The 23,309-nt window shown below is 52.2% G+C and carries 27 protein-coding genes and 1 other RNA gene; 11 read left to right on the top strand and 17 right to left on the bottom strand.

Annotation, left to right across the window (positions count from 1 at the left end; translation table 11 throughout):
- Nucleotides 1-19: 19 nt before the first annotated feature.
- The 7 genes from AAGQ96_RS02290 (at nucleotide 20) to AAGQ96_RS02320 (ending at nucleotide 7,128) form a co-directional block, all read left to right on the top strand.
- On the top strand, nucleotides 20-1,153 hold the full coding sequence (locus AAGQ96_RS02290; RefSeq protein WP_342754721.1) for an amidohydrolase/deacetylase family metallohydrolase: 1,134 nt from the start codon (nucleotides 20-22) through the stop codon (nucleotides 1,151-1,153).
- Nucleotides 1,137-2,258, top strand: a complete 1,122-nt coding sequence (locus AAGQ96_RS02295; protein WP_147194604.1) for a DgaE family pyridoxal phosphate-dependent ammonia lyase — start codon at nucleotides 1,137-1,139, stop codon at nucleotides 2,256-2,258. Before AAGQ96_RS02290 ends, AAGQ96_RS02295 begins: the two co-directional genes overlap by 17 nt.
- Nucleotides 2,255-2,995 carry a KDGP aldolase family protein gene (locus AAGQ96_RS02300; RefSeq protein ID WP_342754722.1) on the top strand — a complete coding sequence of 247 codons (741 nt, stop codon included), beginning with the start codon at nucleotides 2,255-2,257 and terminating at the stop codon, nucleotides 2,993-2,995. Before AAGQ96_RS02295 ends, AAGQ96_RS02300 begins: the two co-directional genes overlap by 4 nt.
- Nucleotides 2,996-3,094: 99 nt before the next feature.
- Nucleotides 3,095-5,005: a PRD domain-containing protein gene (locus AAGQ96_RS02305; RefSeq protein WP_147194611.1), complete on the top strand. Its 1,911-nt coding sequence runs from the start codon at nucleotides 3,095-3,097 to the stop codon at nucleotides 5,003-5,005.
- Between the two features lie 102 nt (nucleotides 5,006-5,107).
- The gene (locus tag AAGQ96_RS02310; RefSeq protein WP_342754723.1) at nucleotides 5,108-5,761 is read left to right on the top strand and encodes a hypothetical protein; all 654 of its coding nucleotides are present in this window, start codon (nucleotides 5,108-5,110) and stop codon (nucleotides 5,759-5,761) included.
- Nucleotides 5,748-6,452, top strand: a complete 705-nt coding sequence (locus AAGQ96_RS02315) for a hypothetical protein (RefSeq protein ID WP_342754724.1) — start codon at nucleotides 5,748-5,750, stop codon at nucleotides 6,450-6,452. The genes AAGQ96_RS02310 and AAGQ96_RS02315 overlap by 14 nt, the downstream gene beginning before the upstream one ends.
- Entirely contained in the window at nucleotides 6,442-7,128 is a 687-nt protein-coding gene (locus AAGQ96_RS02320; protein ID WP_342754725.1) for a protein phosphatase 2C domain-containing protein, read from the top strand. The genes AAGQ96_RS02315 and AAGQ96_RS02320 overlap by 11 nt, the downstream gene beginning before the upstream one ends.
- 65 nt (nucleotides 7,129-7,193) lie before the next feature.
- On the opposite strand, the gene dolP is transcribed toward AAGQ96_RS02320, so the two are convergent.
- From dolP to AAGQ96_RS02340, 4 genes are read right to left on the bottom strand one after another with little or no spacing between them, the layout of a single operon-like run.
- Complete coding sequence (gene dolP / locus AAGQ96_RS02325) at nucleotides 7,194-7,766, bottom strand: division/outer membrane stress-associated lipid-binding lipoprotein (RefSeq protein ID WP_147194614.1); 573 nt, start codon at nucleotides 7,764-7,766, stop codon at nucleotides 7,194-7,196.
- A 10-nt stretch (nucleotides 7,767-7,776) separates the two neighbouring features.
- Entirely contained in the window at nucleotides 7,777-8,367 is a 591-nt protein-coding gene (gene diaA, locus AAGQ96_RS02330) for a DnaA initiator-associating protein DiaA (RefSeq protein ID WP_147194616.1), read from the bottom strand.
- A 32-nt stretch (nucleotides 8,368-8,399) separates the two neighbouring features.
- Nucleotides 8,400-8,792, bottom strand: coding sequence for a YraN family protein (locus tag AAGQ96_RS02335; protein WP_147194619.1), 393 nt, complete (start codon nucleotides 8,790-8,792; stop codon nucleotides 8,400-8,402).
- Complete coding sequence (locus AAGQ96_RS02340; protein WP_342754726.1) at nucleotides 8,750-10,822, bottom strand: penicillin-binding protein activator; 2,073 nt, start codon at nucleotides 10,820-10,822, stop codon at nucleotides 8,750-8,752. The genes AAGQ96_RS02335 and AAGQ96_RS02340 overlap by 43 nt, the downstream gene beginning before the upstream one ends.
- A 62-nt stretch (nucleotides 10,823-10,884) precedes the next feature.
- On the opposite strand from AAGQ96_RS02340, the gene rsmI reads away from it, so the two are divergent.
- A complete protein-coding gene (rsmI, locus tag AAGQ96_RS02345; protein WP_342754727.1) occupies nucleotides 10,885-11,742 on the top strand; it encodes a 16S rRNA (cytidine(1402)-2'-O)-methyltransferase in 858 nt (285 codons plus the stop codon).
- A gap of 32 nt (nucleotides 11,743-11,774) precedes the next feature.
- Nucleotides 11,775-12,271: RNase P RNA component class A (gene rnpB, locus AAGQ96_RS02350), an RNA gene on the top strand.
- A gap of 336 nt (nucleotides 12,272-12,607) precedes the next feature.
- Here rnpB and AAGQ96_RS02355 read toward each other — a convergent pair.
- The 3 genes from AAGQ96_RS02355 to AAGQ96_RS02365 form a co-directional block, all read right to left on the bottom strand.
- Entirely contained in the window at nucleotides 12,608-12,958 is a 351-nt protein-coding gene (locus tag AAGQ96_RS02355; protein WP_147194628.1) for a type II toxin-antitoxin system HicB family antitoxin, read from the bottom strand.
- The gene (locus AAGQ96_RS02360; RefSeq protein ID WP_342754728.1) at nucleotides 12,955-13,230 is read right to left on the bottom strand and encodes a type II toxin-antitoxin system HicA family toxin; all 276 of its coding nucleotides are present in this window, start codon (nucleotides 13,228-13,230) and stop codon (nucleotides 12,955-12,957) included. The genes AAGQ96_RS02355 and AAGQ96_RS02360 overlap by 4 nt, the downstream gene beginning before the upstream one ends.
- Nucleotides 13,231-13,309: 79 nt before the next feature.
- Nucleotides 13,310-14,014: a pirin family protein gene (locus AAGQ96_RS02365; protein ID WP_342754729.1), complete on the bottom strand. Its 705-nt coding sequence runs from the start codon at nucleotides 14,012-14,014 to the stop codon at nucleotides 13,310-13,312.
- A 125-nt stretch (nucleotides 14,015-14,139) separates the two neighbouring features.
- Here AAGQ96_RS02365 and AAGQ96_RS02370 point away from each other — a divergent pair, with 125 nt between their 5' ends.
- Nucleotides 14,140-15,045, top strand: coding sequence for a LysR family transcriptional regulator (locus AAGQ96_RS02370; RefSeq protein ID WP_147194638.1), 906 nt, complete (start codon nucleotides 14,140-14,142; stop codon nucleotides 15,043-15,045).
- A gap of 27 nt (nucleotides 15,046-15,072) precedes the next feature.
- Here the strand turns inward: AAGQ96_RS02370 and AAGQ96_RS02375 are convergent, their stop codons facing one another.
- Complete coding sequence (locus tag AAGQ96_RS02375) at nucleotides 15,073-16,059, bottom strand: glutathione S-transferase family protein (RefSeq protein ID WP_342754730.1); 987 nt, start codon at nucleotides 16,057-16,059, stop codon at nucleotides 15,073-15,075.
- Between the two features lie 358 nt (nucleotides 16,060-16,417).
- Here AAGQ96_RS02375 and AAGQ96_RS02380 point away from each other — a divergent pair, with 358 nt between their 5' ends.
- Entirely contained in the window at nucleotides 16,418-16,708 is a 291-nt protein-coding gene (locus AAGQ96_RS02380) for a hypothetical protein (protein ID WP_342754731.1), read from the top strand.
- 202 nt (nucleotides 16,709-16,910) lie between these two features.
- Here AAGQ96_RS02380 and AAGQ96_RS02385 read toward each other — a convergent pair whose 3' ends face one another.
- The 9 genes from AAGQ96_RS02385 to AAGQ96_RS02425 form a co-directional block, all read right to left on the bottom strand.
- A complete protein-coding gene (locus AAGQ96_RS02385; RefSeq protein ID WP_147194643.1) occupies nucleotides 16,911-17,303 on the bottom strand; it encodes a DoxX family protein in 393 nt (130 codons plus the stop codon).
- A gap of 235 nt (nucleotides 17,304-17,538) precedes the next feature.
- Entirely contained in the window at nucleotides 17,539-17,820 is a 282-nt protein-coding gene (locus tag AAGQ96_RS02390; RefSeq protein WP_147194646.1) for a YqjK-like family protein, read from the bottom strand.
- On the bottom strand, nucleotides 17,820-18,212 hold the full coding sequence (locus tag AAGQ96_RS02395; RefSeq protein ID WP_147194649.1) for a phage holin family protein: 393 nt from the start codon (nucleotides 18,210-18,212) through the stop codon (nucleotides 17,820-17,822). Before AAGQ96_RS02395 ends, AAGQ96_RS02390 begins: the two co-directional genes overlap by 1 nt.
- 1 nt (nucleotide 18,213) lies before the next feature.
- A complete protein-coding gene (locus tag AAGQ96_RS02400; protein WP_147194652.1) occupies nucleotides 18,214-18,519 on the bottom strand; it encodes a YqjD family protein in 306 nt (101 codons plus the stop codon).
- A gap of 42 nt (nucleotides 18,520-18,561) precedes the next feature.
- On the bottom strand, nucleotides 18,562-18,933 hold the full coding sequence (locus tag AAGQ96_RS02405; RefSeq protein WP_342754732.1) for a DUF1090 domain-containing protein: 372 nt from the start codon (nucleotides 18,931-18,933) through the stop codon (nucleotides 18,562-18,564).
- Between the two features lie 176 nt (nucleotides 18,934-19,109).
- Nucleotides 19,110-19,496 carry an EnvZ/OmpR regulon moderator MzrA gene (mzrA, locus tag AAGQ96_RS02410; RefSeq protein ID WP_147194658.1) on the bottom strand — a complete coding sequence of 129 codons (387 nt, stop codon included), beginning with the start codon at nucleotides 19,494-19,496 and terminating at the stop codon, nucleotides 19,110-19,112.
- Complete coding sequence (locus AAGQ96_RS02415; RefSeq protein ID WP_342754733.1) at nucleotides 19,496-20,173, bottom strand: DedA family protein; 678 nt, start codon at nucleotides 20,171-20,173, stop codon at nucleotides 19,496-19,498. The genes mzrA and AAGQ96_RS02415 overlap by 1 nt, the downstream gene beginning before the upstream one ends.
- Before the next feature lie 510 nt (nucleotides 20,174-20,683).
- Complete coding sequence (gene sstT / locus AAGQ96_RS02420) at nucleotides 20,684-21,916, bottom strand: serine/threonine transporter SstT (protein WP_342755512.1); 1,233 nt, start codon at nucleotides 21,914-21,916, stop codon at nucleotides 20,684-20,686.
- A gap of 187 nt (nucleotides 21,917-22,103) precedes the next feature.
- The gene (locus tag AAGQ96_RS02425; protein ID WP_147194664.1) at nucleotides 22,104-23,072 is read right to left on the bottom strand and encodes a TerC family protein; all 969 of its coding nucleotides are present in this window, start codon (nucleotides 23,070-23,072) and stop codon (nucleotides 22,104-22,106) included.
- Nucleotides 23,073-23,309 lie beyond the last annotated feature (237 nt).

The raw sequence follows: 23,309 nt of genomic DNA on the forward strand, positions 1-23,309 counted from the left end.
GAAGCGGAAGGAGTGAGTGATGTTTGATTTGATTATTCGCCGCGCTCGCCTGGCCGACGGCAGCCTGACGACGATTGCCATTCACGACGGCAAAATCGCCGCGCTGGGCGAGCCACAATGGCAGGCGACGCAGGAGATCGATCTGGCCGGACGCTACTGGCTGAGTGCGGGCTGGATTGATTCTCACGTCCACTGCTATCCCAAATCGCCCATTTATCATGATGAAGCGGATCGGATTGGTGTGGAAACGGGCGTAACCACGGTCGTGGATGCGGGCAGTACCGGCGCGGACGACGTCGATGACTTTTATCAGCTGACGCGAACCGCCAACACTCAGGTTCATGCCCTGTTGAATATTGCCCGTACCGGCATCGTTACGCAGAACGAACTGGCGGATATGCAGCAGATCGACAAAGCGAGCGTGCGGGCTGCGGTTCAGCGCCTGCCTGGCTTTATCATCGGCATCAAAGCCCGCATGAGCAGTAGCGTCGTTGGCGCTAACGGCATCCAGCCGCTGATCGGTGCGAAAGAAATCCAGCAGGAAAACGGCAATCTGCCGCTGATGGTGCATATCGGTAATAACCCCCCCGATCTGGATGAGATAGCCGAGCTGCTGGGTCAGGGCGACATTATCACCCACTGCTATAACGGCAAGCCGAACCGCATTCTGACGCCGGCTGGCGAGCTGCGTGCTTCTGTTGCAAAGGCAATAAAACGCGGCGTGCGGCTGGATGTTGGTCACGGCTCGGCGAGTTTTAGTTTTGAGGTGGCGCGAGTCGCCATCGCTCAAGGCATTCTGCCGCATACCATCAGCTCCGATATCTACTGCCGCAATCGCCTTAACGGGCCGGTTTACACCCTGGCACACGTGATGTCGAAGTTCTTCAGCGTGGGAATGACGCTGCCACAAATAATCGCCTGCGTTACCCGTCATGCGGCAGAAGGGCTGCGGCTGCATAACAAAGGGAAACTTGCGGTGGGCTTTGATGCCGACCTGACCCTCTTTGACCTCAGCGAAGCCGCCTGCGTGTTCACCGATTCCGAAGGTAAATCGGAAGCGGGTGAAAAGCAGCTGGTACCGCTGGCCGCCATGGTTAAAGGGAAATGGTTTATTACTGACGAAGGGAAAAAGCATCATGTCTTCGATTTATGAAAAATATGGCTTAAAACAGGTGATCAACGCTTCCGGGCGCATGACGATCCTTGGGGTGTCAACGCCCGCCGCCGACGTGGTCGAAACGGTCAACTACGGCCTGAATCACTACTTCGAAATGAAAGATCTGGTCAATAAAACCGGTGCCTACATCGCCGGGCTGCTCGGCTCAGAAGATGCGGTCGTGGTCTCCTGCGCCTCTGCCGGTATTGCGCAATCCGTCGCGGCAGTGATTGTGAAAGACGATGACTGGCTGCTGGAAAACCTCCATGCGGCTCCGCTTACCGTGCCGCATGATATCGTGGTGCCCAAGGGCCATAACGTTAACTTTGGCGCACCGGTCGGCACCATGGTAGCGATGGGCGGCGGTCGCCTGGTGGAAGCCGGCTATGCCAACGAATGCAGCGCGGAGCAGCTTTCCGCCGCCGTCACGCCGCAAACTGCCGCCGTGATGTATATCAAATCGCATCATTGCGTGCAGAAAAGCCACCTTAGTGTGAAGCAGGCCGCAGAAGTTGCGCGCCGGCATGGCGTTCCGCTGATTGTTGATGCGGCCGCCGAAGAAGATCTGCAATGCTATTACCGCGAGGGTGCCGACCTGGTGATCTACAGCGGTGCCAAAGCGATTGAAGGGCCGACCAGCGGTCTGGTGATGGGGCGCAAAGAGCCTGTGGCGTGGGTAAAACGTCAGTCGATGGGCATTGGCCGCGCGATGAAAGTGGGTAAAGAAGGCATTCTTGGCCTGACTCAGGCCATTGAAAACTATCTGCGGCTGGAAAAAGCTTCCGGCGCACAGATGGTGGAAAAAATGACGCCGTTTATCGACAGCCTGAATGCCATTCATGGCATCAGCGCCCGGGTGGTGTGGGATGCAGCGGGGCGTGATATTGCCCGCACAGAGATCCATTTTGATGAGGCCACCCTTGGCCGCACCACGACTGAGGTGGTTCAGGCGCTAAAAACCGGTGACATCGCGATCTATTTCCGGGGGTACAAGGCGAACGAAGGCCTGGTAGAAGTGGACGTGCGCAGCGTATCGCCCAGTCAGTTGGAGATCATTGCCACTCAAATTAACCGTCTTTTATCGCAAGGAAACCCTGCATGAAGCTGACCCCGAATTTTTATCGTGACCGCGTCTGTCTGAACGTGCTGGCTGGCTCAAAAGAGAACGCCCGTGACATCTGGCAGGCGGCGGAAGGCCATGTGCTGGTTGGCGTGCTGTCGAAAAACTATGACAGCGTTACCCGCGCGGTAGACGATATGCGTGACTATGCGGCGCTGATTGATAACGCGCTCTCCGTTGGACTGGGCGCTGGCGATCCGAATCAGTCAGCAATGGTCAGCGCGATTGCTGCTGCCGTTCAGCCGCAGCACGTCAACCAGGTGTTTACCGGCGTGGCTACCAGCCGTGCGTTGCTGGGACAGGACCAAACCGTGGTCAATGGACTGATTTCTCCCACCGGTACGCCGGGACAGGTGAAAATCTCTACCGGCCCGCGTAGCTCGCAGGCACCTGACGGCGTCGTTCCGATTGAAACGGCGATCGCGCTGTTAAAAGATATGGGCGGCAGCTCGGTGAAATATTTTCCGATGGGCGGCCTTCAGGCGATTGATGAATTCAAAGCGGTGGCGCAGGCCTGTGCACAACAGGATTTCTGGCTGGAGCCGACCGGCGGTATCGATCTGCAAAACTATGAGGCGATCCTGACGATCGCGCTGGAAGCAGGCGTCAGTAAAATCATTCCGCATATCTACAGCTCGATTATCGATAAGGAAACGGGATGCACCCGGGCAGACGATGTCAGTAAGCTATTAACGATGACCAAAAAACTGACCGGCTAATCTTTCCGGCACGAGGAAAACTATGTTTACCGCTACGATCTTTGCCGTAATCCCTTTTTACCGTGCCGCCGGTGTCCCTGAGAAGATGGGGGAGAGCCAGTGAGATTTCCCAATTTACGTCTGGCTCAGCTGTTTGAGCTGCTACAAAACGAAACGCTGCCGCAGGATGAGCTGGCACGGCACTTTGCGGTCACGACGCGTACTGTCCGCACGGACATCACCGCGCTGAATGAGCTGCTGGCGGCGCACGGCGCGCGGTTTGTGTTAAACCGTGGCGCAGGCTATCAGCTGAAAGTGGACGATCGCGATCGTTACAACCAGCTACAATGCCAGACGGCTTCGCCGCTGCGGATCCCCCGCACTTCAGCTGCACGGGTGAACTATTTGCTGACCCGTTTTCTCACCTCGGCTTTTGCGCTCAAACTTGAAGATCTGGCCGACGAATGGTTCGTCAGCCGCGCCACGTTACAAAGCGATATGGCCGAAGTCCGCGAAAAGCTAAGCCGCTATCATCTGGTAATCGAAACCAAACCGCGCTACGGCATGAAGCTGTTTGGCAGCGAAGTGGCGATCCGCACCTGTCTGACCGATCTGCTTTATCATATCGCCCGTGAAGATACTGACGATCCGCTATTGAATCTGGAAGCGTTGAACAGCGGCATACTCGATACGCTACAGCCACTGTTGCATCAGTGCTTCAGCCGTTTCAGCATTAAAATGAGTGATGACAGCGAATTCTATCTGCGGCTGTACTGCGCGGTTGCGGTAAGGCGAATCAGTGAGGGCTATCCGTTATCTGACTTCAGCGCAGAAGATGTCGATCGCGACGTTCGGGCTGCCGCCCGCCATATCGTTAATCTGTTGCGTCCGATGACCGGCAAGGCAATTTCCAGCTCGGAGGAAGCCTATTTACGGGTGAACATTGCCGCGCGACGGACTGAAGATATCGCCGCCAGCGTCATCAGTCCGGATGATGGTGAATCGCTGGTGAACTACATCCTCAGCTATGTGAATACGCATTACAATTTTGATCTGCAAAACGATCCGCAGCTGCGGGCCGATTTACTGACGCACATAAAAACGATGATTACCCGGGTGCGCTACCAGATTGCTATCCCGAATCCGCTGCTTGGCAATATCAAACAGCACTACCCGCTGGCTTATGATGTCACTCTGGCCGCTGTAGCCAGCTGGAGTAAGTACACACCGTATAACATCAGCGAAAACGAAATCGGTTTTCTGGTACTGCATATCGGCGTCGGGCTGGAGCGCCATTATAACGTGGGCTACCAGCGTCATCCTAAAGTGCTGCTGGTGTGCGATACAGGCAATTCAACCGTGCGGATGATCCAGGCGATGCTGATGCGTAAATATCCGCAGATTATCGTCAGCAACATTGTCTCCCAGCGCGAATATGAGCAGCAGGTCGCGATCGATGAAGATTTTGTCATCTCTACGGTACGCCTGAGCGAAAAGGGGAAACCGGTGGTGGTGATGGCGCCGTTTCCGACGGAATACCAGCTGGAGCAGCTTGGCAAGCTGGTGCTGGTGGATCGTACCCGGCCTTACATGTTGGAAAAATTCTTCGATGCCGGGCATTTTCGCATTATCGATCGGCCAATGACGCAAACAGAGCTGTTCAGCGTTCTGTGCGATCAGCTGGAGCGGGAAGGCGTGGTAGATAAGCAGTTTTATGCGTCGGTTGAGGAACGTGAGGCGATAGTCAGTACGCTGCTGGGCGAAGGCATTGCGCTGCCTCATTCACTGGGACTGATGGCAAAAAAAACCGTGGTCTATACCGTACTGGCTCCTCATGGCATCCGCTGGGGCGATGAAACCGCCTGCGTCATTTTCCTGCTGGCTATCAGTAAAACCGAATATGAAGAGGCGATGGCCATCTACGATCTGTTTGTTACTTTTATGCGTGAGAGAGCGATGACCCGGCTGCGCGGCTGCGAAGATTTCGCCGGTTTTAAAGCGGTAGCGATGGACTGTTTGAGCAGGCTATAAGGGAAGAAATGACATTTTTGATGCATCTCTTGACACCGCAGAAATCAGATGCGACCTTCTGTCCACAGATTGCAATTTGTGGACAGGATGGATTTCAGAGAAATGAAAAGTCAAGATATCGTGATTTTGACCAAACTGATTTGCCTGAGTCGCTTAAAGGCCAGTGATTTACTGGTGGATGCGCCGGACCCGCTACTTTTTGGCTGGGATAACGATGAAAAACTTAATGAGACCCAGATTCAGCGCATCGACAATATTAATGAGGCTGATAACCGGCTGGAATATGCATTCACTGTCAGAGGCCTGGCCGAGGCGTTAGGCATCAGTAAGAGTGAAATCAGCAACAGCATCATGCGATGCGTAAACGTAAGCCTGGCAAAAATAAGCAGGGTCAATCAAAAACCCGAAGTGAATAAAAAAGTGTTTTTTAACTTCATTCGCTACGGTTTAAGGCTGGTATTTCCTGCCAGACCAGCAGAAATAACCCGCGGTATTCCAACCACATTTGCTGCCCCCGTGCTGAAGGAAAAATTACTGAGTGCGGGTGATTTGATTATGGTCTGGCCTGATGCCTTTGGCAGAGAGATGGGTCAGTCTGTGGCACCGCTCTATAAATCAGTTCCTTTTGCTGTACGCAAGGACCCTGAGCTTTATAGTTATCTTGCTTTATTGGATGCAGTAAGGTTGGGGAACCCGCGAGAAATGAATCTGGCACTGGAAAAAATACACGGAAAGTTTTTCAATGAATCCGACTAATTTTGAAACATTAAAAGAAATGATTATTCGGGTTGCTGAAGCGCTTGGACCAAAGCTTTTAGCAAGCACCGCCTTTGTGGGCGGCGTAACGACCGGGCTTCTCATTACCGATGAATATACACGTCAATCAGTCCGGGCGACCGACGATGTCGATTTGATCACTAGCGCATTAGGCTATGCGCAGCATGCAAAATTTGAGGAGGAGTTACGCCAGCGAGGTTTTCGTGATGACGTGGAAAGTGACGTTATTTGTAGAAAATGTCTGGGTAATCTCAAAGTCGATTTTATGCCGACTGATGATACATTGGGATTTACCAATCGTTGGTATCAACGTGCGTTGACTGAGGCACAAGACTTTGAATTAAAACCGGGTTTAACCATCAGGCTCCTTTCTCCCGTTTACTTTATCGGTACTAAATTGGAAGCCTGGAACGGACGAGGTGAAGGCGATCTTCTTTGTAGCAGAGATCTTGAGGATATTTTTAACCTTATTAACGGGCGTGAAACCCTGATTGAAGATATTCGGGAAAGTGAGCCTGCGCTTCTGCAATATATTTCAGATGAATTCAGAAAGCTGATAGATGAAGAGGATTTTGATTACCTGCTACAGACAACGACCAATGGTGACAGGGCCAGGATGACATACCTGTTCGAGCGCATTACAAAAATTATTGGTTTGTATGATGAATGAAGGGATCCTTATTACCCTCAAGGGGACAGAGCGGGCATCTAACCAGGATTTTGCAACCTGGCACATCGGGCAAAGAAATGAGATATGGATGATAGCCGATGGGGCGACAGGTGCGAAAGATAGCGGGCTTTTCGTCTCGACTTTTTGTGAGGAAATCATCCAGAATTTGGCTTCTGTATCAGATAAAATTTTGCCTGCAGTTGTTTTTGATTCAATAGAGACCATCCATTCCAGCATCCGAAAAAAATTTGTCTGTTCTAAAGGAAGCTTCCTGCTTTTCATCGTTGATCGCGAGACGAAAGAACAACACTGTTTTTTTCTCGGCGACTGTAGAATTGGAACTTTGACAGAGGGAAATATTAAGTGGTCTGTACTTCCTCATAACATGGTAGTGGCGAAACAAATTACCGATGAACACAAAATTTGTACGCTGCCGGAAAGAAATATTCTTTTTAGAAAATTATCAGGACGCCGGCTTGAACGCCCGGAATATCTTCAGCTGAGATTAGATCTTTCGCTACCTGTGATTTTGGCAACGGATGGATTCTGGAGCCTTTTGCCAGTGAATCTCCCGGAAGAGATATCGCATTCATCCTTCCATAGCCACCTTGAAATGAAAAAAAATCGTGCAGATGACCTGACAGTTTTGCTTCGTGTAAGAAAAGGGAATCAGTGAGAAAAGGGTAAGGCTGGTGGAAAAGATGCCGCCCGTGCGCTGCTGCGCACAGGCGGAAGCGGAGGTTACTTCAGGATGGTAAACGCGGTGGTCACGTGCTGCACGCCACTGACCCGGCTGGCGATATCGGCCGCGGCTTTCGCTTCCTCATTCGTCACCAGACCTAACAGGAATACCTCGCCGTTTTCCGTCGTCACCTTAACGTTTGATGACTTAACCTGATCGCTCGACAGCAGGTTGGAGCGCACTTTGGTAGTGATCCAGGTATCGGAAGAGGCGGTACCAAAGCTGGCTTTGCTGCCGGTACGGATTTCGTTATAAACCTCCGTTGCGCCATCCACGCCGACCGCAATCTGTTTCGCCCGGCTGGCGATGTCAGCCGTCGGTGCCTGTCCGGTTAGCAGGACTTTGCCCTGATAGGCAGTAGGGACGATATGGGCATCGTTTTTAATCTGCTGATCTTTAGAAAGCGCATTGCTGACGCGCAGTTCCAGGGTACCGTCATCAACCTGAGTGCCAACAGTACGAGGATCCGTGGCGGATTTGGTTGCTACCGCAGCGCTGCCGATGACGGCCGCGACGCAACCCTGTAGCATCAGGGCGGTAATCACCACGGCCATTGCTGAGAATACCTTCATTTAAGCTCCTTTAAGCGTCCTGGTGGGGAAACAAGGTGTTATCGATTAAATCGCACAGGCAATTTACGGTTAACATATGCATTTCCTGAATCCTCGCGCTTCGGTGCGAGGGAATGCGAATCTCCACGTCCTGTGGTCCCAGTAAGCCGGCGAGTTCGCCGCCGTCATAACCGGTAAGCGCAATAATCGTCATATCGCGTGTTACCGCTGCTTCAACTGCCTTCACAATGTCACGGCTGTTACCGCGTGTTGAAATGGCGAGCAGAATGTCGCCAGCATGGCCCAGTGCACGAACCTGCTTGGCATAAACTTCATCGTGCAGACGATCGTTGCCAATTGCCGTTAGCAGCACGTTATCCGCGCTTAAAGCGATAGCGGGAAGGCTGGGACGCTCGGTCTCAAAACGATTAATCATGCTGGCCGCAAAATGCTGGGCATTGGCGCTGGACGTGCCATTGCCACAGCTCAGAATTTTGTTGCCGTTCAGCAGCGACTGCACAATGGTCATCGCGGCGCGAGAAATCGCATCCGGTAACGCTTCTGCCGCGGCGATCTGTGTTTGAATACTTTCGGTAAAACAAACTTTTATTCTTTCCAGCACGTTTTTCACCTGGTAAGTCGTAGGCGGAGGTTTCACTCCGCCGTAAAGGCATTAGGCAACCAGTCGATCTGCGTGCCGGTTATCGCAATGACATCAAAGCGACAGTCCGCGCTCTCAAAACTGGTTCTGCGTCCATTCAGCCAAAAGGCTGCGGCTTTTAGCAGTTTTAGCTGCTTGCTGCGGGTCACGCTGGCTGCTGCACCGCCAAAAAGCGCATTGCGGCGATAGCGGACTTCCACAAAAACCCAGGTCGTTTTGTCGCGCATAATCAGGTCGATTTCTCCAACCCGAAAACGCACGTTCGCGGCGACAAAGGTTAATCCTGCTTGCTCCAGCAGGCGGCGGGCCTGTTGCTCATAGCCCGCCCCCGTTTGCTGACGACTCAGGATGCCGGAACGATTTGTCCCTGACGATACTGGCTCCATGTCAACTTCCTGTTGATAACGCAATCCGTTGTCGCGCTCAGATTGCCGGTTTCGCCCTGAATCTGGAAGCCCGGCAGCTGGCGCACTTCGCTAAAGTGGTTAGCCAGTGTCCAGGCATCCACGCCCATGGCATACAGGCGAACCAGCGAGTAGTCATTGTTAAAGTTCTTCGCGGCCTGCTGTAACAGCGCCGGGTTGTTGCCAGACAACAGTGGCGCATCGCTAAACTGTACGCCTTCCATCTCCAGGCGGAAGTCCGGGCCGGAACCCGCCTGGTAGCTGCGTGAGCTGGCATAAATTTGTACCATGCTGCGGCTGCTGACGCGCATAGAGATCATTGGTTTGATCAGCGCCATTTCATCCTGTGTTGCCACGATATAAACCGAATCAACGTTGCCGCTGTCGCTGACCGGCGCGGGCTGTACCGGAGGCTGACCGGTAACGTTCGCATTCTGAGGCTGCTGCTGCGGTTGCAGCGTAACAGGTGTACCGGTCAGGCGCAGGCCTGCACCGCTGTTAATCCCCTGCTTTAGCTCGCCCGTGGAGCCAAACTGCTGTTGCAGCACGGTGCTACCGCCCAGCTTCTGCCATTCCGTTGCGAAAGCTTTGTTGACGCGATCGCCCAGCGCGCTGCGTGGCACCATTAACAATGGCGAGCGTTTGCCCTGATCCCACATATGATGGGCAGCATCACGCGCTTCGTCTTCAGGAGAAAGCGCAAAATAGCAAAGATTCGGACGGTTCTGTACCGACTCTGGCTCATTCAGCGCAAGGATATTCAGCGGAGTCTGAACGGAAGCTAACTGCTCAACGTTATTCTTAATCAGTGGGCCAACGACCAGGGTTGCGCCATCTTTTTGTGCCTGTGCCAGTACCTGATCGACAGGTTGAGAACCGGTGTCGTATACCTGTACCTGGGTTGAACTGGATGGCGCGGCGGTTTGCGCGACGTTAGCGTTTTGTGCAGCAGGCGCTGCCGGCTCCGGCGTGGATGCTGGCGTCGCTGCGGCATCCGGGCTGGCGGAAGGGCTGACCGCGGCGTTGGCATCCGCTGGCGCAGCTGAATTCTCGCCGCCTGCCTGGGTCGGAGCCTGAACGGGCGCCGCGGCGCTTCCGATAACAGGCTGCGCGGCGGCTGCGGGCTGTGCTGTGCCATTCTGCGTCAACGTGCCGTTTCTGGCGTCGTCGAAGCCTTTCTTGATCGCATTAGCGAAAATTTGCGCCTGGCCGCTTAGCGGCAGCAGCAGGGCGATTTTTGCGGTCGACGCCTGCTGGAAATTTTGCACCTGAGTCAGCGCTGTCGGCAGCATTTTCGCCGCAGGATTATAGGGATAGCGCGTCTGCCAGTCGCTGATACCGGCTTTCAGCATATCCGGGTCGCTGCTGTTAGCCTTGTAAACGTTCAGCAGATCCAGCCAGCCTTGCAGCGTATTTTCATCCGCGTTGATCACCAGACTGTTAATCTGATCGGGCGTCATTTGCACCAGCGCCTGCCAGGTCGCATCAATATTTTTTTGCTTATCGGCGGGGGTGGTCAGCAGCGGCTCCTGAGCGATATAAGCGCGCAGCAGCGCCAGCGAAGGACGGCCCTGGCTGCTGTTAATCTGAAGCTGCAAATAGCGGGCCTGTTGGTCTTTCGACAATGAGGCGGTATCCACCTTTTGCAGAAGCTGGCCTGCGCCGTTCAGATCCTGCTGGGCGATTTTAAGCTGTGTCTGAAGTAACAGGGCTTCCTGGCGCTGAGTGTCGCTGAGCTGCTGTGGCAGGCTGGCGAACTGATCGTTGGCCTGAGGGATCTTCCCTTCGTTCAGCAATGCGCGGATAGCAAGTAATTGCCAGTCAACCTTGTTATCATCTGAACTTTGCTGCATTTGCTGCAGGTAAGAATCGGAAGTGCCAGTGGCTGCGGCCTGCACATCCGCCTGAGGCGTTTGCGGACCCTGGCCGGAACAACCGGCAAAAATCAGGGCGGCCAGCAGAACAGCCAGGTTGCGTCCTGCTTTGTTATGAATGACTTTCGAAGGAAGCATACTGTATCCAGTTATGTTTTTTTCAAGATGCTCAATATTAAATCGGCTATTCGGATCAAACAATGAAACAACGCGAAGAGATTTCTGCCAGCACGCTTTATATCGTTCCAACACCGATTGGGAACCTGGGCGATATCACCCAACGTGCTCTGACGGTGCTTTCAAGCGTCGATCTGATCGCAGCGGAAGATACACGTCATACCGGACTGTTGCTACAACATTTCGCCATCAATGCGCGCCTGTTCGCATTGCACGATCATAACGAGCAACAGAAGGCGGAAACGCTGTTGGCTAAGCTGCGCGACGGGCAAAGCATAGCGTTAGTTTCTGATGCCGGCACGCCGCTGATTAACGATCCGGGCTACCATCTTGTCCGTCTTTGCCGTGATGCAGGCATTAACGTTGTTCCATTACCGGGTGCCTGTGCAGCGATTACAGCATTAAGCGCCGCGGGGCTTCCGTCCGATCGATTCTGTTACGAAGGGTTTCTGCCAGCAAAAAGCAAAGGTCGCTGCGATACGCTGCGGGCGCTTGAGCAGGAGTCGCGCACGCTGATTTTCTACGAATCAACCCATCGTCTGCTGGAGAGTCTACAGGATATGGTGGCGGTATGGGGAGAGGCGCGTTATGTGGTGCTGGCGCGAGAAATCACCAAAACCTGGGAGTCGATTTATGGCGCGCCGGTAGGAGAGCTACTGGCGTGGGTGCAGGAGGACGAGAACCGCCGCAAAGGCGAGATGGTGCTGATTGTAGAAGGCTACCATGCTCAGGAAGATGCGCTGCCGCCTGAAGCGCTGCGTACGCTGGCGCTGTTGCAGCAAGAGCTTCCGCTGAAAAAAGCCGCCCAGTTAACGGCAGAAATCCACGGTGTGAAAAAGAATGCGCTGTATAAATATGCACTGGAACAGCAAGAGGGGTGACAAAGCGCGCGGAATGCCCTATTATCCGCGCCGAAGCTGACCAGACAGTCGCCGCTTTGTTGCCGTCCTCCTTCGGGGGAGACAGACAGAGGGGAGGAAAGTCCGGGCTCCATAGGGCAGGGTGCCAGGTAACGCCTGGGGGGCGCAAGCCCACGACCAGTGCAACAGAGAGCAAACCGCCGATGGCCCCCCCAATAGATTTCAGGTTGCAGCAAGGCGGCAACCGCATGAATCCTCAGGAGCTTAGTTAACTAAGTGACTGGGGTGAATGCGGGAAGCCAACGCAGCAGCCGCCTGAAAGATGCAGGGGATGTGGGATCAGGTAAGGGTGAAAGGGTGCGGTAAGAGCGCACCGCGCGGCTGGCAACAGTTCGCGGCACGGTAAACTCCACCCGGAGCAAGGCCAAATAGGGGTTCACAAGGTACGGCCCGTACTGAACCCGGGTAGGCTGCTTGAGCCAGTGAGCGATTGCTGGCCTAGATGAATGACTGTCCACGACAGAACCCGGCTTACCGGTCAGCTTCACACTCATTCAACAAAAAACCCCGCTCCGGCGGGGTTTTTTGTTATGCGCAGCAGCAAAAAAGCAGATGACTGTCCACGACACTCTCTATGAAAAGAAAGCGGCTTGCCGGTCAGCTTCACACTCATTCAACAAAAAACCCCGCTCCGGCGGGGTTTTTGTTATGCGCAGCAGCAAAAAAGCAGATGACTGTCCACGACACTCTCTATGAAAAGAAAGCGGCTTACCGGTCAGCTTCACACTCATTCAACAAAAAACCCCGCTCCGGCGGGGTTTTTTGTTATGTGCGGCGGCGAAAGGAAAGATAACTGCTTGCGACTCAGTTCTGCTGCGCATTTTATCTATATAAGACTCAGCTGCGCTTCCAGGATTTCGATAATAAAGGCATTCAGCGATTTTCCTTTTTCAGCAGCGGCCTGCGTCAGTTTTTCTGCGAAAGACTCGTTATAGCGTAAGGTGAACGTCTTTGTTTTTTCCTGCCTGACGTAGGGATCAATCCCTGCCTCGCGGCAATCATTAAGATATTCACTCAGCGAGATTTCGCCCTCTCTTTTTAATCCTTCAACGCTGTCAGCGACAAAATCACAATAGCCACTCAGCCCTAAAAATTTACCGCGCATCGCATTGAGTTCCGGAACAAAACTGACTACGGCGGGTTGTCCGGCTATTTCAAAAAAGTTTGTTTTGCTCATGGCTTAACTCCTGTACTTTCTAACCATTCCCGCAGACTTACAATTGCGTCCCTATCCGTATCAGGTAGAGGATGCGGCCTGTGAAATTTAGCGATACTGTCGTTCAGGATAAACCTGCATCGTGAGCCGTTTCCCTCAGTAACCCGGCCGCCCAAAGCTTTGATCAGCGACTCGATATCACTCCATTTGATATTAACCGGAGGAGGCGACGTAAATATCTTATTAAGCGTGCATTGATGCTTCTTCCGTAATGCAACCATTAGCTGTTCCATAGCGACACTTGATGACGCTATTGTCTGACTTAAACGCAATGAAGTCAATTTTTGAAGTCAAAGCCACTGGCGGCAAGCATTAAACCGGTAAATCAATTACCAGCGCTCGCAGCGGCGTATCGGCTCGCAGCGTGACGCTTTGTTCTTCGCGGATAAATGCACCGTCGCCGCATATCAGTTTTTCTTCGGCTTCAGAATGGGTGACGGCACTCAGGCTGCCGTGGATAGATTGCAGATAGGCACGTGAACCGTGCAGTTCAACGGTGTAACTCTCGCCCGGCTCCAGCAGAAGATGATGGATCCACACCTGCTGACGCAGTTGCAAACTGCCTTTTTGCCCGTCAGGAGAAGCCATAAGGGTATGGCGAGCATGCTCATCAACAGTCATGCGCTGCACCGCGGCGTTTTCTCGCTCCGGGCAGGCATCCAGCCACAGCTGCATTCTTGTCAGCGGCCGATCTTTACTTAAATTATGTTCGCTGTAGCTGATAGTCGGTTGGGTGGCGAAAAGTAGCGCTTCTCCCTGCCGGGCCGTGACATGATTTCCGTCACTGTCGCGATACTCCGCCTCACCTTGCAAAATCAGATTCAGCACGTCGACCTTTGGATAGGTTCTGGGTTGAAAGGAAGCCCCTGGTGTCAGCACTTCCTGGTTGAGCACGCGCAGTGACGCGTAGCCCATTAACTGGGGATCAAAATAGTGACCAAAAGAAAAGGTATAGCGCGCCTGCAGCCAGCCGTAATCAGCCTTGCCACACTCTTGCGCGGTGCGACTGGTAATCATGTTGTTCTCCTAATCGGCTGGTCTGCTACGACCGTTTATTATGTTGCTATGGTAAGTTGCTGGACGCAGGAATGTTAGCCAGTTAATCTGCTGGCTATATTCAAATTTCCTGACAGAGAATCACTATGGCTAAAGATCGCGCTCTGACGCTGGAAGCGCTACGAGTGATGGATGCCATCGATCGTCGTGGTAGCTTCGCGGCGGCGGCTGATGAGTTAGGCCGTGTCCCTTCCGCACTCAGCTACACCATGCAGAAGCTGGAAGAAGAGCTGGACGTTGTTCTGTTCGACCGTTCTGGTCATCGTACAAAATTTACCAACGTTGGGCGGATGCTGCTGGAACGTGGCAGAGTGTTGCTTGAGGCGGCGGATAAGCTGACGACGGATGCGGAAGCGCTGGCCCGCGGTTGGGAGACGCATCTGACGATTGTCACTGAAGCACTGATCCCGTGCGAATATCTCTTTCCGCTGATTGATAAACTGGCTGATAAAGCGAACACGCAAATTTCACTGGTAACGGAAGTGTTAGCCGGTGCCTGGGAGCGGCTCGAGCAGGGACGAGCCGATATTGTGATCGCGCCCGATATGCATTTTCGCGCCTCATCAGAGATCAATACCCGCAAGCTTTACAGCATCATGAGCGTGATTGTGGCGAGTCCTGGCCATCCTATTCATGACGAGCCGGAACCCCTGTCTGAAGTGTCACGAGTGAAATACCGTGGCATCGCGGTGGCCGATACGGCACGAGAACGACCTGTGCTTACCGTACAGCTGTTGGATAAGCAGCAGCGGCTGACCGTCAGTTCGATTGAAGATAAGCACCGTGCGTTACTGGCCGGGCTTGGCGTTGCTTCAATGCCCTATCCGATGGTAGAAAAGGATATCGCCGAAGGCCGTTTGCGCGTGGTCAGCCCTGAATATACAAAAGAAGTCGATATCATCATGGCCTGGCGTCGTGACAGCATGGGCGAGGCGAAAGCCTGGTGCCTGCGGGAAATCCCTAAGCTGCTGGCGAAACGCCATTCATTATAGACAGGCAGCCACTTTGGCTGCCCTTAATTAGCGAAAACGCGCGTCACGTCCGTGCGGTTCGTCCCAGTCAAATGCCGGTCCTGTTGAAATAACACCAGACGGATTAATGGTTTTGTGGCTGCGGTAGTAGTGGTGGCGGATATGGGCTAAATCCACGGTTTCCGCCACGCCCGGCAGCTGATAAATCTCCCGCAGAAAACCATTTAAGTTCAGGTAGTCACCGATACGATGTTTATCACATTTGAAATGCGTGACGTACACCGGATCAAAGCGGACCAGCGTCGTCCACAAGCGTAAATCCGCTTCGGTCAGCCTGTCGCCAGTCAGATAACGATGCTGGCCAAGCATCTGCTCCAGCCTTTCCAGGGAGTGAAACAGAGCGGTAACGGCTTCATCATAGGCTGCCTGGGTGGTTGCAAACCCCGCTTTATAAACGCCATTATTCACCGTATCGTAAACCCAGCTGTTCACCTCATCGATTTTCCCACGCAGATCGGCCGGATAGAAATCGCCTGCGCGTGCGCCCACCGCATCAAAAGCGCTGTTGAACATGCGTAGGATATCTGCTGACTCATTACTGACAATGGTGTTTTGCTGTTTGTCCCAGAGTACCGGCACGGTAACGCGTCCAGTGTAGTCTTTATCGGCATGTAAATAGAGCTGATACAGAAAGTCGTTTTGATAGAGGCTGTCGCCGGTTGCGGCCGCAAAATCTTCATCAAAGGTCCAGCCATTCTCCAGCATCAACGGATGCACCACCGAAACGGCAATCAGGCTTTCAAGCCCTTTCAACGTACGCATGAGTAAAGTGCGATGTGCCCACGGACAGGCGAGAGACACATAAAGGTGATAACGGTCTGCCTCAGCGCGAAAACCGCTTTTACCCGTTGGGCCAGCAGAACCATCGGCGGTTACCCAGTTGCGCCAGACGGATTCAGAGCGCTTGAAGCGGCCGCCGGTAGATTTGGTGTCATACCAGTTATCATGCCAGACACCGTCGATTAGCTGTCCCATACAAACTTCCTCATATTAAAATTACCGATTATTACTCAATAAAATATAACCTGGTATAGCCAGGATGTCGGGTTTACATTGAAATAAATTTTAATCAGCGCGTTTTGAAGAGGATTTTTATTGAGTAAAGATTGAATTGCATCTCTTTTTTTTGGGGTGAATATGATATTTATTAGTGCTGTAATTTCTTTATCGATCTTTAAATTAATTTTTCAAATTAACTTTTGGCTCTATTTGGGTTTTTTAATTTTGGTCATTAACGCGATCTGCTTAGTATTATGGTTGACTTTACTATCTCTGCCAATAAAATTACCCTGTTCTGTAAAATCACAGGACGTAATATTGACAAGGAGAGGTTATGCGCGAGTTAAACACTCGGGAAGTTGAAGCTGTTTCAGGTGCCGGTTTTTTTGCTGATTTAGGTAAGAGTATTGGCAGTGCTATTGGCGGAATTGTTGATTTAGGCACTTCTGCTGGTGGTTTGACGACAGATGCAACAACGGCAGGCGGTACGCTGGGTTCTGGCATTGGCAGTATTCTTGAGCTGGATATTGTCAGCGCCATCAGCAATATTGGATCGGGGATTGTGGGTATCATTAACGTTGGTATCAGCGCCATATCACAAATTGCTGCTAAAAAGTCATCCTGATTATGCATCTCAGCCATAAAAATTTTTTTAAAACGACGACTTATTTTAAGGGTGCTTCCTGAAGTTTCCATATTAACCGTTATTTCCACGGCAGGATAAATGGAAGGCGTTAAATAAGATTCTGATAAAATTATTTTGCATCTAAATGGCTTAGAACTTAAAGCAGGACCTCATTTTGTCCTGCTTTATTTTATTAGCTAAATTAGCTCTTTTTGCGCCAGATCCGGTCGATGCTGTAAGCACCCGGGCCGGTAATAAACAGCAGCAGGTAGCCACCGGCAATACTCAGGTTCTTCATAAAGTTGATGGAGTTGCCATCAACGCTAAAGTTGGTATGGAATACCAGTGCGGTAATGAGGGTAAAAATTGCTGTAGCAATTGCCGTAAAGCGCGTCAGAAAACCAAACAGAATTGCCAGTCCACCGCCAAATTCCAGCAGGATTGTTAACGGCAGAAAGAAGCCGGGTACGCCCATCGCTTCCATATATTGTTGAGTACCCGCGTAACCGGTAATTTTACCCCAGCCAGCTACGATAAACAGCACCGGCAGTAAAATACGCGCCACTAAAAAGCCCACATCTTCTGATTTTTTCATGATTAATCCTGGTAAGTTTTTATGGGTTGAAAAAATTCCAACCTCTCTTAGCCCAGTGATGATGCTGTATTAGCGGTCATCGCCGTTCGTTGAAGAGGATAATATTCGCGAAAGGAAATCATTGTAAGCGAGTTAAATTGCTAATGTTTTTCAGGAAAATTGATTGAGATTTCAGACCCAGGGACAGCCGGGTCTGAAGAGATAAAGCGAGACAAGATTACTAAGAAAGAAGGGGTTAGCGGTTTGGCAGGAAATTGCGCACCATCCGCCAGGTACTCCATGCGCCAAGGCCGCGTTTAGCCCAGCGGGTAATAAAACGCGGATTACGCACTGACCAGATTGCCATCAGCCCGCTTCCTACCGCAAAGTAGCGACGTAAACTGACAACGGTCAGCCAGCCGCGATCGTAACGGGCGGTGCTTTCAAGCCAGTATTTCGTATTGATACTGAGATCCAACCGCTGCTGATGGATCTGGCGCAGCAGTTCGGCTTTACGCTCGTTACGTTCACGGCTCATTACTCGTCCTCCAGTAATTTACGATCGGACTTTAGTTCCTTGCGCGTAGCGTTAAGGAGCGTGGAGCGCCGTGACTTAGCCAGCGTCCAGAGTCCGAAGATAATAGCGAGAGCGAACAGCACGGCGGTCGTGATGCCAATTGCCATCAGGCGATATTGCGCATCAACTGCCCAGATAATCAGCACCATCAGGCTCATCAAACCGAAAGCAGTAAAGAGCATCGTCAGGCCAATCATAATCAGCATCTGGATTAGATTCGCTTTCTCTTCCTCAAGCTCAACAACCGCCAGCCTGACACGGGTTTCGACTATCCCTACCAGCGTAGTGATAATGCGCTGTCCAATGTTAACGACCCCTTTGCCGGGGCCCTGGCTCTGCTGATAATCCGCCATCTTATCGACGCGTCAGCAAGACACCGAGCACCACACCAATGGCGGCACCGATACCTACGCTGGTCCAGGGATTTTCACGCACGTAAACGTCAGCATGATCGGCGACTTCACGTGAAGTCTGCGCAATACGGTCGCCGGAGTCACCCAGACGAGCGCGGGTGTCTTTCAGCGCGCTTTGAGCTTTGCTGCGCAGTTTATCCAGCTCGTTTTTAGACTTTTCGCCGGTGTTGCTGAGAACTTCTTCCAGCGTATCAGCCAGGTTTTTCAGTTCTGCACGCAGATGCTCGGAAGTGGTATCTTTTGACATAATAAACTCCTTTAACAGTCAGTAATGAGTATCCTGGGCCGATCAGTACGATGCTGCCAGGACTTCCTTTAGTTCACGTTTTGCTTCTGCCAGCTTTTGTTCACGCTTTGCAATTTTTTTACTGTCATCGCCGTCAGCTTTTTCCTGATCCAGCTCTTTCTGCCGCTCATCCACTTTCTGCTGATGCTCTTTAATCTTTACCTGATGATTATCGCGCAGCTTTGCATCCGTACAGCCCGCACGTGCTTCCGTTAACGCACGCTCCAGTCCGGTGACACGACGCTGATTATCATGCTGGCGCGCCAGGTCAATTTCATGCTGTATATCCTGCTCTTTTTGCAGGCAAAGCGATTCGGCCGCCTGAGCGAAAGTGGTCAGGGTTAAGAGGCTGAGTCCCAGGATCCGGTATTTCATGATGGTTTTGACCTTCCATTGTTTGGGGCGCTCAAATGCCCCGGTTAGTCCTGTTGTGCATAGAGGTTAATTCTGGCTTCATTAAGCATAGTCAGAAAACCTGAAAAGCTCAAAAAGAGAGAAGATTCTTAGAGATAGCGATGCCCGTAGCACTGAGCGACGGGCAAAGGCGAGGATCAACCTACTGACTGCTTATGCAGGCTGATACGGCTTATCCATTCAGATGAAGAGGGTTGCTCAAGCTGGGCGATATCAAAACCTTCAGGAAGCAGTTCGCGCAGCACTTTTTCCGCGGCGGTACTCTCTTCCAGCGAATCAAATTTGATGATCAGCGAGTTATTATCCGGGGTGATGCTTTTGATATGAATCCCTTCGGCGTTCAGCCGCTGATAAACATAAAAACCATCGGGTAACACGGTGCCCTGACGTGATGCACGTATCTGTAAAGCGGTTTCGCTACGAAATAAAGCCGGCAGCACCGTCACCACTATAAGGGCAAATATCCCTAAAACCCCTATACCGATCAGCCGGGGTGAGGCGTAGTGTTTAATCACATTCCACATTATGAGTTTCCTTTCTCATTGTTAATACTACGCTTTTTTTTCCATAAAACGTACAGTGAACCAAACAGCCCGAAGACCAGCAGCACCAGCGGCAGCAGCATCAGACAGAACATCAGCTGATCTTCATATTTACGAAAAAGGGGGGTTTTGCCAAGGCCAAAGCCGAGCACGGTGAGAATGAGCACCCATAATAGCGCACTCATCCAGTTGAAAAACTGGAAGCGGGCATTATTCAAACCGGACAGGCCAGCAATCGTTGGTAATAGCGTTCTGACAAACGCAATGAAACGCCCCATCAACAGTGCGGAAAGGCCGTGACGGTGGAATAACTGATGCGCGCGCTGATGATACTGTGCGGGCAGGTGTGACAGCCATTTTTGGACGGTAGGCGTATTCCCCAGCCAGCGTCCCTGTATATAGCCGATCCAGCTGCCAAGGCTGGCAGCGACGGTAAGAATAAGTAAGGCAAGGGGGAACGTCATTGTGCCTTTGGCAATCAGCACGCCAACCAGGATTAGCAGGCTGTCGCCTGGCAGAAAAGCGGCCGGAAGCAGGCCGTTTTCCAGAAACAGAATCACAAACAGAACGCAGTAAATTGCCCAGACCAGTGAAGGATTAGCCAGCAATTCATAGTCCTGATGCCAGAGGGCGTGGACTAATTCTTTTAAAATATCCATTGAGTGTTCCTGAACATCATTGTTAGCCATGTTCTGGCGGCGTTCTTCACATTTTTTATCGTTAGTATGCGTTCGGAACAGTGTCTTAACACGGGCAACTTTAAAGGATTTGCAGTAATGGCCTGTGGTAGTCATACAGTAAAGCGGCCAAAAAGCGCTTAACTGTAACAAAACGCTGTCAAATGAGACAGGGGAAACCCGATGCCTGGGATGTTTTACAGGCGCAACATGAGTGTGCAAAGAAGTTTTACACAGGCTGACATAATTGCCAGTATTGTGGCGGCGACAATGGTGCCCGCGTGCAGCAGAAAGGGTTATTTTAAGGCATTTGGCGGAGATTGGCTGTCCAAAGCGGATTTTCAGTAAACATAGCGTCTCCACGATGGCGTGGGGGCATGAGCCTGTAATAAAGCGTTACGGGCGATGGTCGGCGGCCGACAGAGGGCCGCCTTTTGCGTCTTTATGGAAGGCCTGGGTTTCCCACGCCAGCTCCCTGGCCATACAGGCCACCTACGCTTCTTGTTCTACCTGACGTTCTTCGGCCATACAGGCCGCGGCGGTAAACAAAATATCTGCTGAGGAGTTCAGCGCGGTTTCCGCGGAATCCTGCAACACGCCGATGATAAAGCCAACGGCAACCACCTGCATGGCGACTTCGTTAGGAATGCCAAACATATTACAGGCAACCGGGATCAGCAGCAGTGAACCGCCAGCTACGCCGGAAGCGCCACAGGCGCAGACAGAAGCCACGAGGCTCAGCAAAATCGCCGTGCCGGTATCGACGTGAATGCCCAGCGTATTGACTGCCGCCAGCGTTAGCACGGTGATGGTGATCGACGCGCCCGCCATACTGATGTTGGCGCCAATCGGAATCGATACGGAATAGGTATCTTCATCCAGACCCAGCTTCTTCGCCAGCGCCATGTTAACCGGAATATTTGCGGCAGAGCTACGGGTGAAAAAGGCGGTTACGCCACTTTCGCGCAGGCAGGTAAACACCAGCGGATAAGGATTACGGCGAATTTTCCAGTACACTAAAATCGGGTTAACGACCAGCGCCATCAGCAGCATACAACCCAGCAGCAGGCCGAGCAGATGGGCATATTGCCACAGCGCGGAAAAGCCAGTTGAGGCCAGAATCGAGGAGACCAGGCCGAAGATACCAATCGGTGCGAAGCGGATCACAATCCGTACCAGATAAGTGACTGCATTAGAGGCATCGTTCAGGAAAGCACGCGTCGTGTCACTGCTGTGTCGAAAAGCAAAACCCAGACCAATTGCCCACACCAGAATGCCGATATAGTTGGCATGCATCAGCGCATCAATCGGATTAGAAACCATACTCATCAGCAGTCCGTTCAGCACGGCCAAAATGCCTGACGGCGGCGCGATCTCGTTGTTGGCAGCGGTCAGCGTTAGCGTTTGTGGCAAAAGATGGCTAAAGACGACGGCGACGATTGCAGCAAAGAAAGTGCTCAGCAGATAAAGAATGACGATAGGACGGATATTGGTTTTTTGTCCGTGCTGGTGGTTAGCGATAGAAGCAATCACCAGCACCAATACCAGCAGAGGCGCGACGGCTTTCAGGGCGCTAACAAATAGCGTACCGAGCAGGCCGACAGACAACGCGCTTTCTTTTGAAAACCAGGCCAGCGCAACGCCAGCAATAAGGCCAATCATAATTTGGGTAACCAGACCTGCCTGCATCAGGCGCTGGAACAGCCCGGAACGACTCTTTTCCATACTCATATAAAACCAGATGTGAAAGTGATGTGAATGCGCGTCAGCGTCGACTGCGCTGAACATAGCGGCATTTCCGTGTTTGCGCAGGCAGTATAAGGAAATGTGATGTCAGGGGAAGCGAAAAATGCCCGATAACGGCTAACTGCGCCGTTACCGGGGTTAAGGTTGTAATGCAGTAAAAAACTTATTAATGGCCTTTACGCTGGTCGTTACGATGGTTCACCCATGCGTTAATCAGCAGCGTCAACGCCAGAATGCCACCGACGACGCTTAACGAAATCGCAACCGGAATATGATAGAAATCGACAATCAGCATTTTGAAGCCGATAAACACCAGCACCACGGCCAGGCCATATTTCAGCATAGAGAAACGTTCGGCCACGTTAGCCAGCAGGAAGTACATCGCACGCAGGCCCAGAATAGCGAACAGGTTCGAGGTCAGTACGATAAAAGGATCGGTGGTGACGGCAAAAATAGCCGGAATACTGTCGACGGCGAAAATCACATCGCTCAGTTCGACCATGATCAGCACCAGCATCAGCGGCGTGGCATACAGCAGACCATTGCGGCGAACAAAGAATTTCTCACCGTCCAGCGTGTCGGTCATGCGCAGATGCTTACGCAGCCAGCGCACCACGGGTTTCTCGCCAACGGCCCCTTCGCCTTCTTCGCCCGCCATCGCCATTTTGACGCCGGTGAACAGCAGGAACGCGCCGAACAGATAAAGGATCCAGCTGAACTCGGAAACCAGCCAGCTTCCGGCAAAGATCATGATAGTACGCAGGACAATGGCACCGAGCACGCCGTAGATCAGCACGCGCCGCTGTAGCGCCGCCGGAACGGAGAAGTAGCTGAACAGCATCAGCCAGACGAACACGTTATCAACGGCCAGCGCTTTTTCCAGCACGTAACCCGTAAGGAAGGCCAGCGTTTGGGTATGGGCTACTTCCGGCCCGACAGTACCTTGCAGATACCACCACAGACCCGCAGCAAACAGAAGCGAGAGGGAAATCCAGACCAGCGACCAGAAGGCGGCCTGTTTAAGAGACATGGTTTGCGCACCACGACGACCCTGCAAAAGCAGATCGATCGCCAGCATAATCAGTACGACAACAGCGAAGCTGCCCCAGAGTAACGGCGTGCCGACACTATTCATAACGGTATCCTGTACAAAATAAAATGGCCAACGTTGGAAGACGTTAGCCACAGTATTGTTGCTGTATGCAAACCTCGCCTCCCGGCAAGGTCTCACTTACAACACAGGATGGGATCCTGGCTGCCCGGTAACCGGGTGCTGACGCACCGTAATGACGACTAACCGGCAATGAAGTTACTCCCCTTTGCTGCGCTGAAGATAAGCGCAACAGGGAAGCGGGTCAATGCTGTTCAGTCA

Source organism: Pantoea sp. MBD-2R, from assembly GCF_039134845.1.
GTDB lineage: Bacteria > Pseudomonadota > Gammaproteobacteria > Enterobacterales > Enterobacteriaceae > Erwinia.

Coding starts and splice junctions, on each gene's coding strand:
- AAGQ96_RS02290 (WP_342754721.1), top strand. CDS start 20: ATGTTTGATTTGATTATTCGCCGCGCTCGCCTGGCCGACGGCAGCCTG.
- AAGQ96_RS02295 (WP_147194604.1), top strand. CDS start 1,137: ATGTCTTCGATTTATGAAAAATATGGCTTAAAACAGGTGATCAACGCT.
- AAGQ96_RS02300 (WP_342754722.1), top strand. CDS start 2,255: ATGAAGCTGACCCCGAATTTTTATCGTGACCGCGTCTGTCTGAACGTG.
- AAGQ96_RS02310 (WP_342754723.1), top strand. CDS start 5,108: ATGAAAAGTCAAGATATCGTGATTTTGACCAAACTGATTTGCCTGAGT.
- AAGQ96_RS02315 (WP_342754724.1), top strand. CDS start 5,748: ATGAATCCGACTAATTTTGAAACATTAAAAGAAATGATTATTCGGGTT.
- AAGQ96_RS02320 (WP_342754725.1), top strand. CDS start 6,442: ATGATGAATGAAGGGATCCTTATTACCCTCAAGGGGACAGAGCGGGCA.
- dolP (WP_147194614.1), bottom strand. CDS start 7,766: ATGAAGGTATTCTCAGCAATGGCCGTGGTGATTACCGCCCTGATGCTA.
- AAGQ96_RS02335 (WP_147194619.1), bottom strand. CDS start 8,792: ATGGAGCCAGTATCGTCAGGGACAAATCGTTCCGGCATCCTGAGTCGT.
- AAGQ96_RS02340 (WP_342754726.1), bottom strand. CDS start 10,822: ATGCTTCCTTCGAAAGTCATTCATAACAAAGCAGGACGCAACCTGGCT.
- rsmI (WP_342754727.1), top strand. CDS start 10,885: ATGAAACAACGCGAAGAGATTTCTGCCAGCACGCTTTATATCGTTCCA.
- AAGQ96_RS02355 (WP_147194628.1), bottom strand. CDS start 12,958: ATGAGCAAAACAAACTTTTTTGAAATAGCCGGACAACCCGCCGTAGTC.
- AAGQ96_RS02360 (WP_342754728.1), bottom strand. CDS start 13,230: ATGGAACAGCTAATGGTTGCATTACGGAAGAAGCATCAATGCACGCTT.
- AAGQ96_RS02365 (WP_342754729.1), bottom strand. CDS start 14,014: ATGATTACCAGTCGCACCGCGCAAGAGTGTGGCAAGGCTGATTACGGC.
- AAGQ96_RS02370 (WP_147194638.1), top strand. CDS start 14,140: ATGGCTAAAGATCGCGCTCTGACGCTGGAAGCGCTACGAGTGATGGAT.
- AAGQ96_RS02375 (WP_342754730.1), bottom strand. CDS start 16,059: ATGGGACAGCTAATCGACGGTGTCTGGCATGATAACTGGTATGACACC.
- AAGQ96_RS02380 (WP_342754731.1), top strand. CDS start 16,418: ATGCGCGAGTTAAACACTCGGGAAGTTGAAGCTGTTTCAGGTGCCGGT.
- AAGQ96_RS02385 (WP_147194643.1), bottom strand. CDS start 17,303: ATGAAAAAATCAGAAGATGTGGGCTTTTTAGTGGCGCGTATTTTACTG.
- AAGQ96_RS02390 (WP_147194646.1), bottom strand. CDS start 17,820: ATGAGCCGTGAACGTAACGAGCGTAAAGCCGAACTGCTGCGCCAGATC.
- AAGQ96_RS02395 (WP_147194649.1), bottom strand. CDS start 18,212: ATGGCGGATTATCAGCAGAGCCAGGGCCCCGGCAAAGGGGTCGTTAAC.
- AAGQ96_RS02400 (WP_147194652.1), bottom strand. CDS start 18,519: ATGTCAAAAGATACCACTTCCGAGCATCTGCGTGCAGAACTGAAAAAC.
- AAGQ96_RS02405 (WP_342754732.1), bottom strand. CDS start 18,933: ATGAAATACCGGATCCTGGGACTCAGCCTCTTAACCCTGACCACTTTC.
- mzrA (WP_147194658.1), bottom strand. CDS start 19,496: ATGTGGAATGTGATTAAACACTACGCCTCACCCCGGCTGATCGGTATA.
- AAGQ96_RS02415 (WP_342754733.1), bottom strand. CDS start 20,173: ATGGATATTTTAAAAGAATTAGTCCACGCCCTCTGGCATCAGGACTAT.
- sstT (WP_342755512.1), bottom strand. CDS start 21,916: ATGGAAAAGAGTCGTTCCGGGCTGTTCCAGCGCCTGATGCAGGCAGGT.
- AAGQ96_RS02425 (WP_147194664.1), bottom strand. CDS start 23,072: ATGAATAGTGTCGGCACGCCGTTACTCTGGGGCAGCTTCGCTGTTGTC.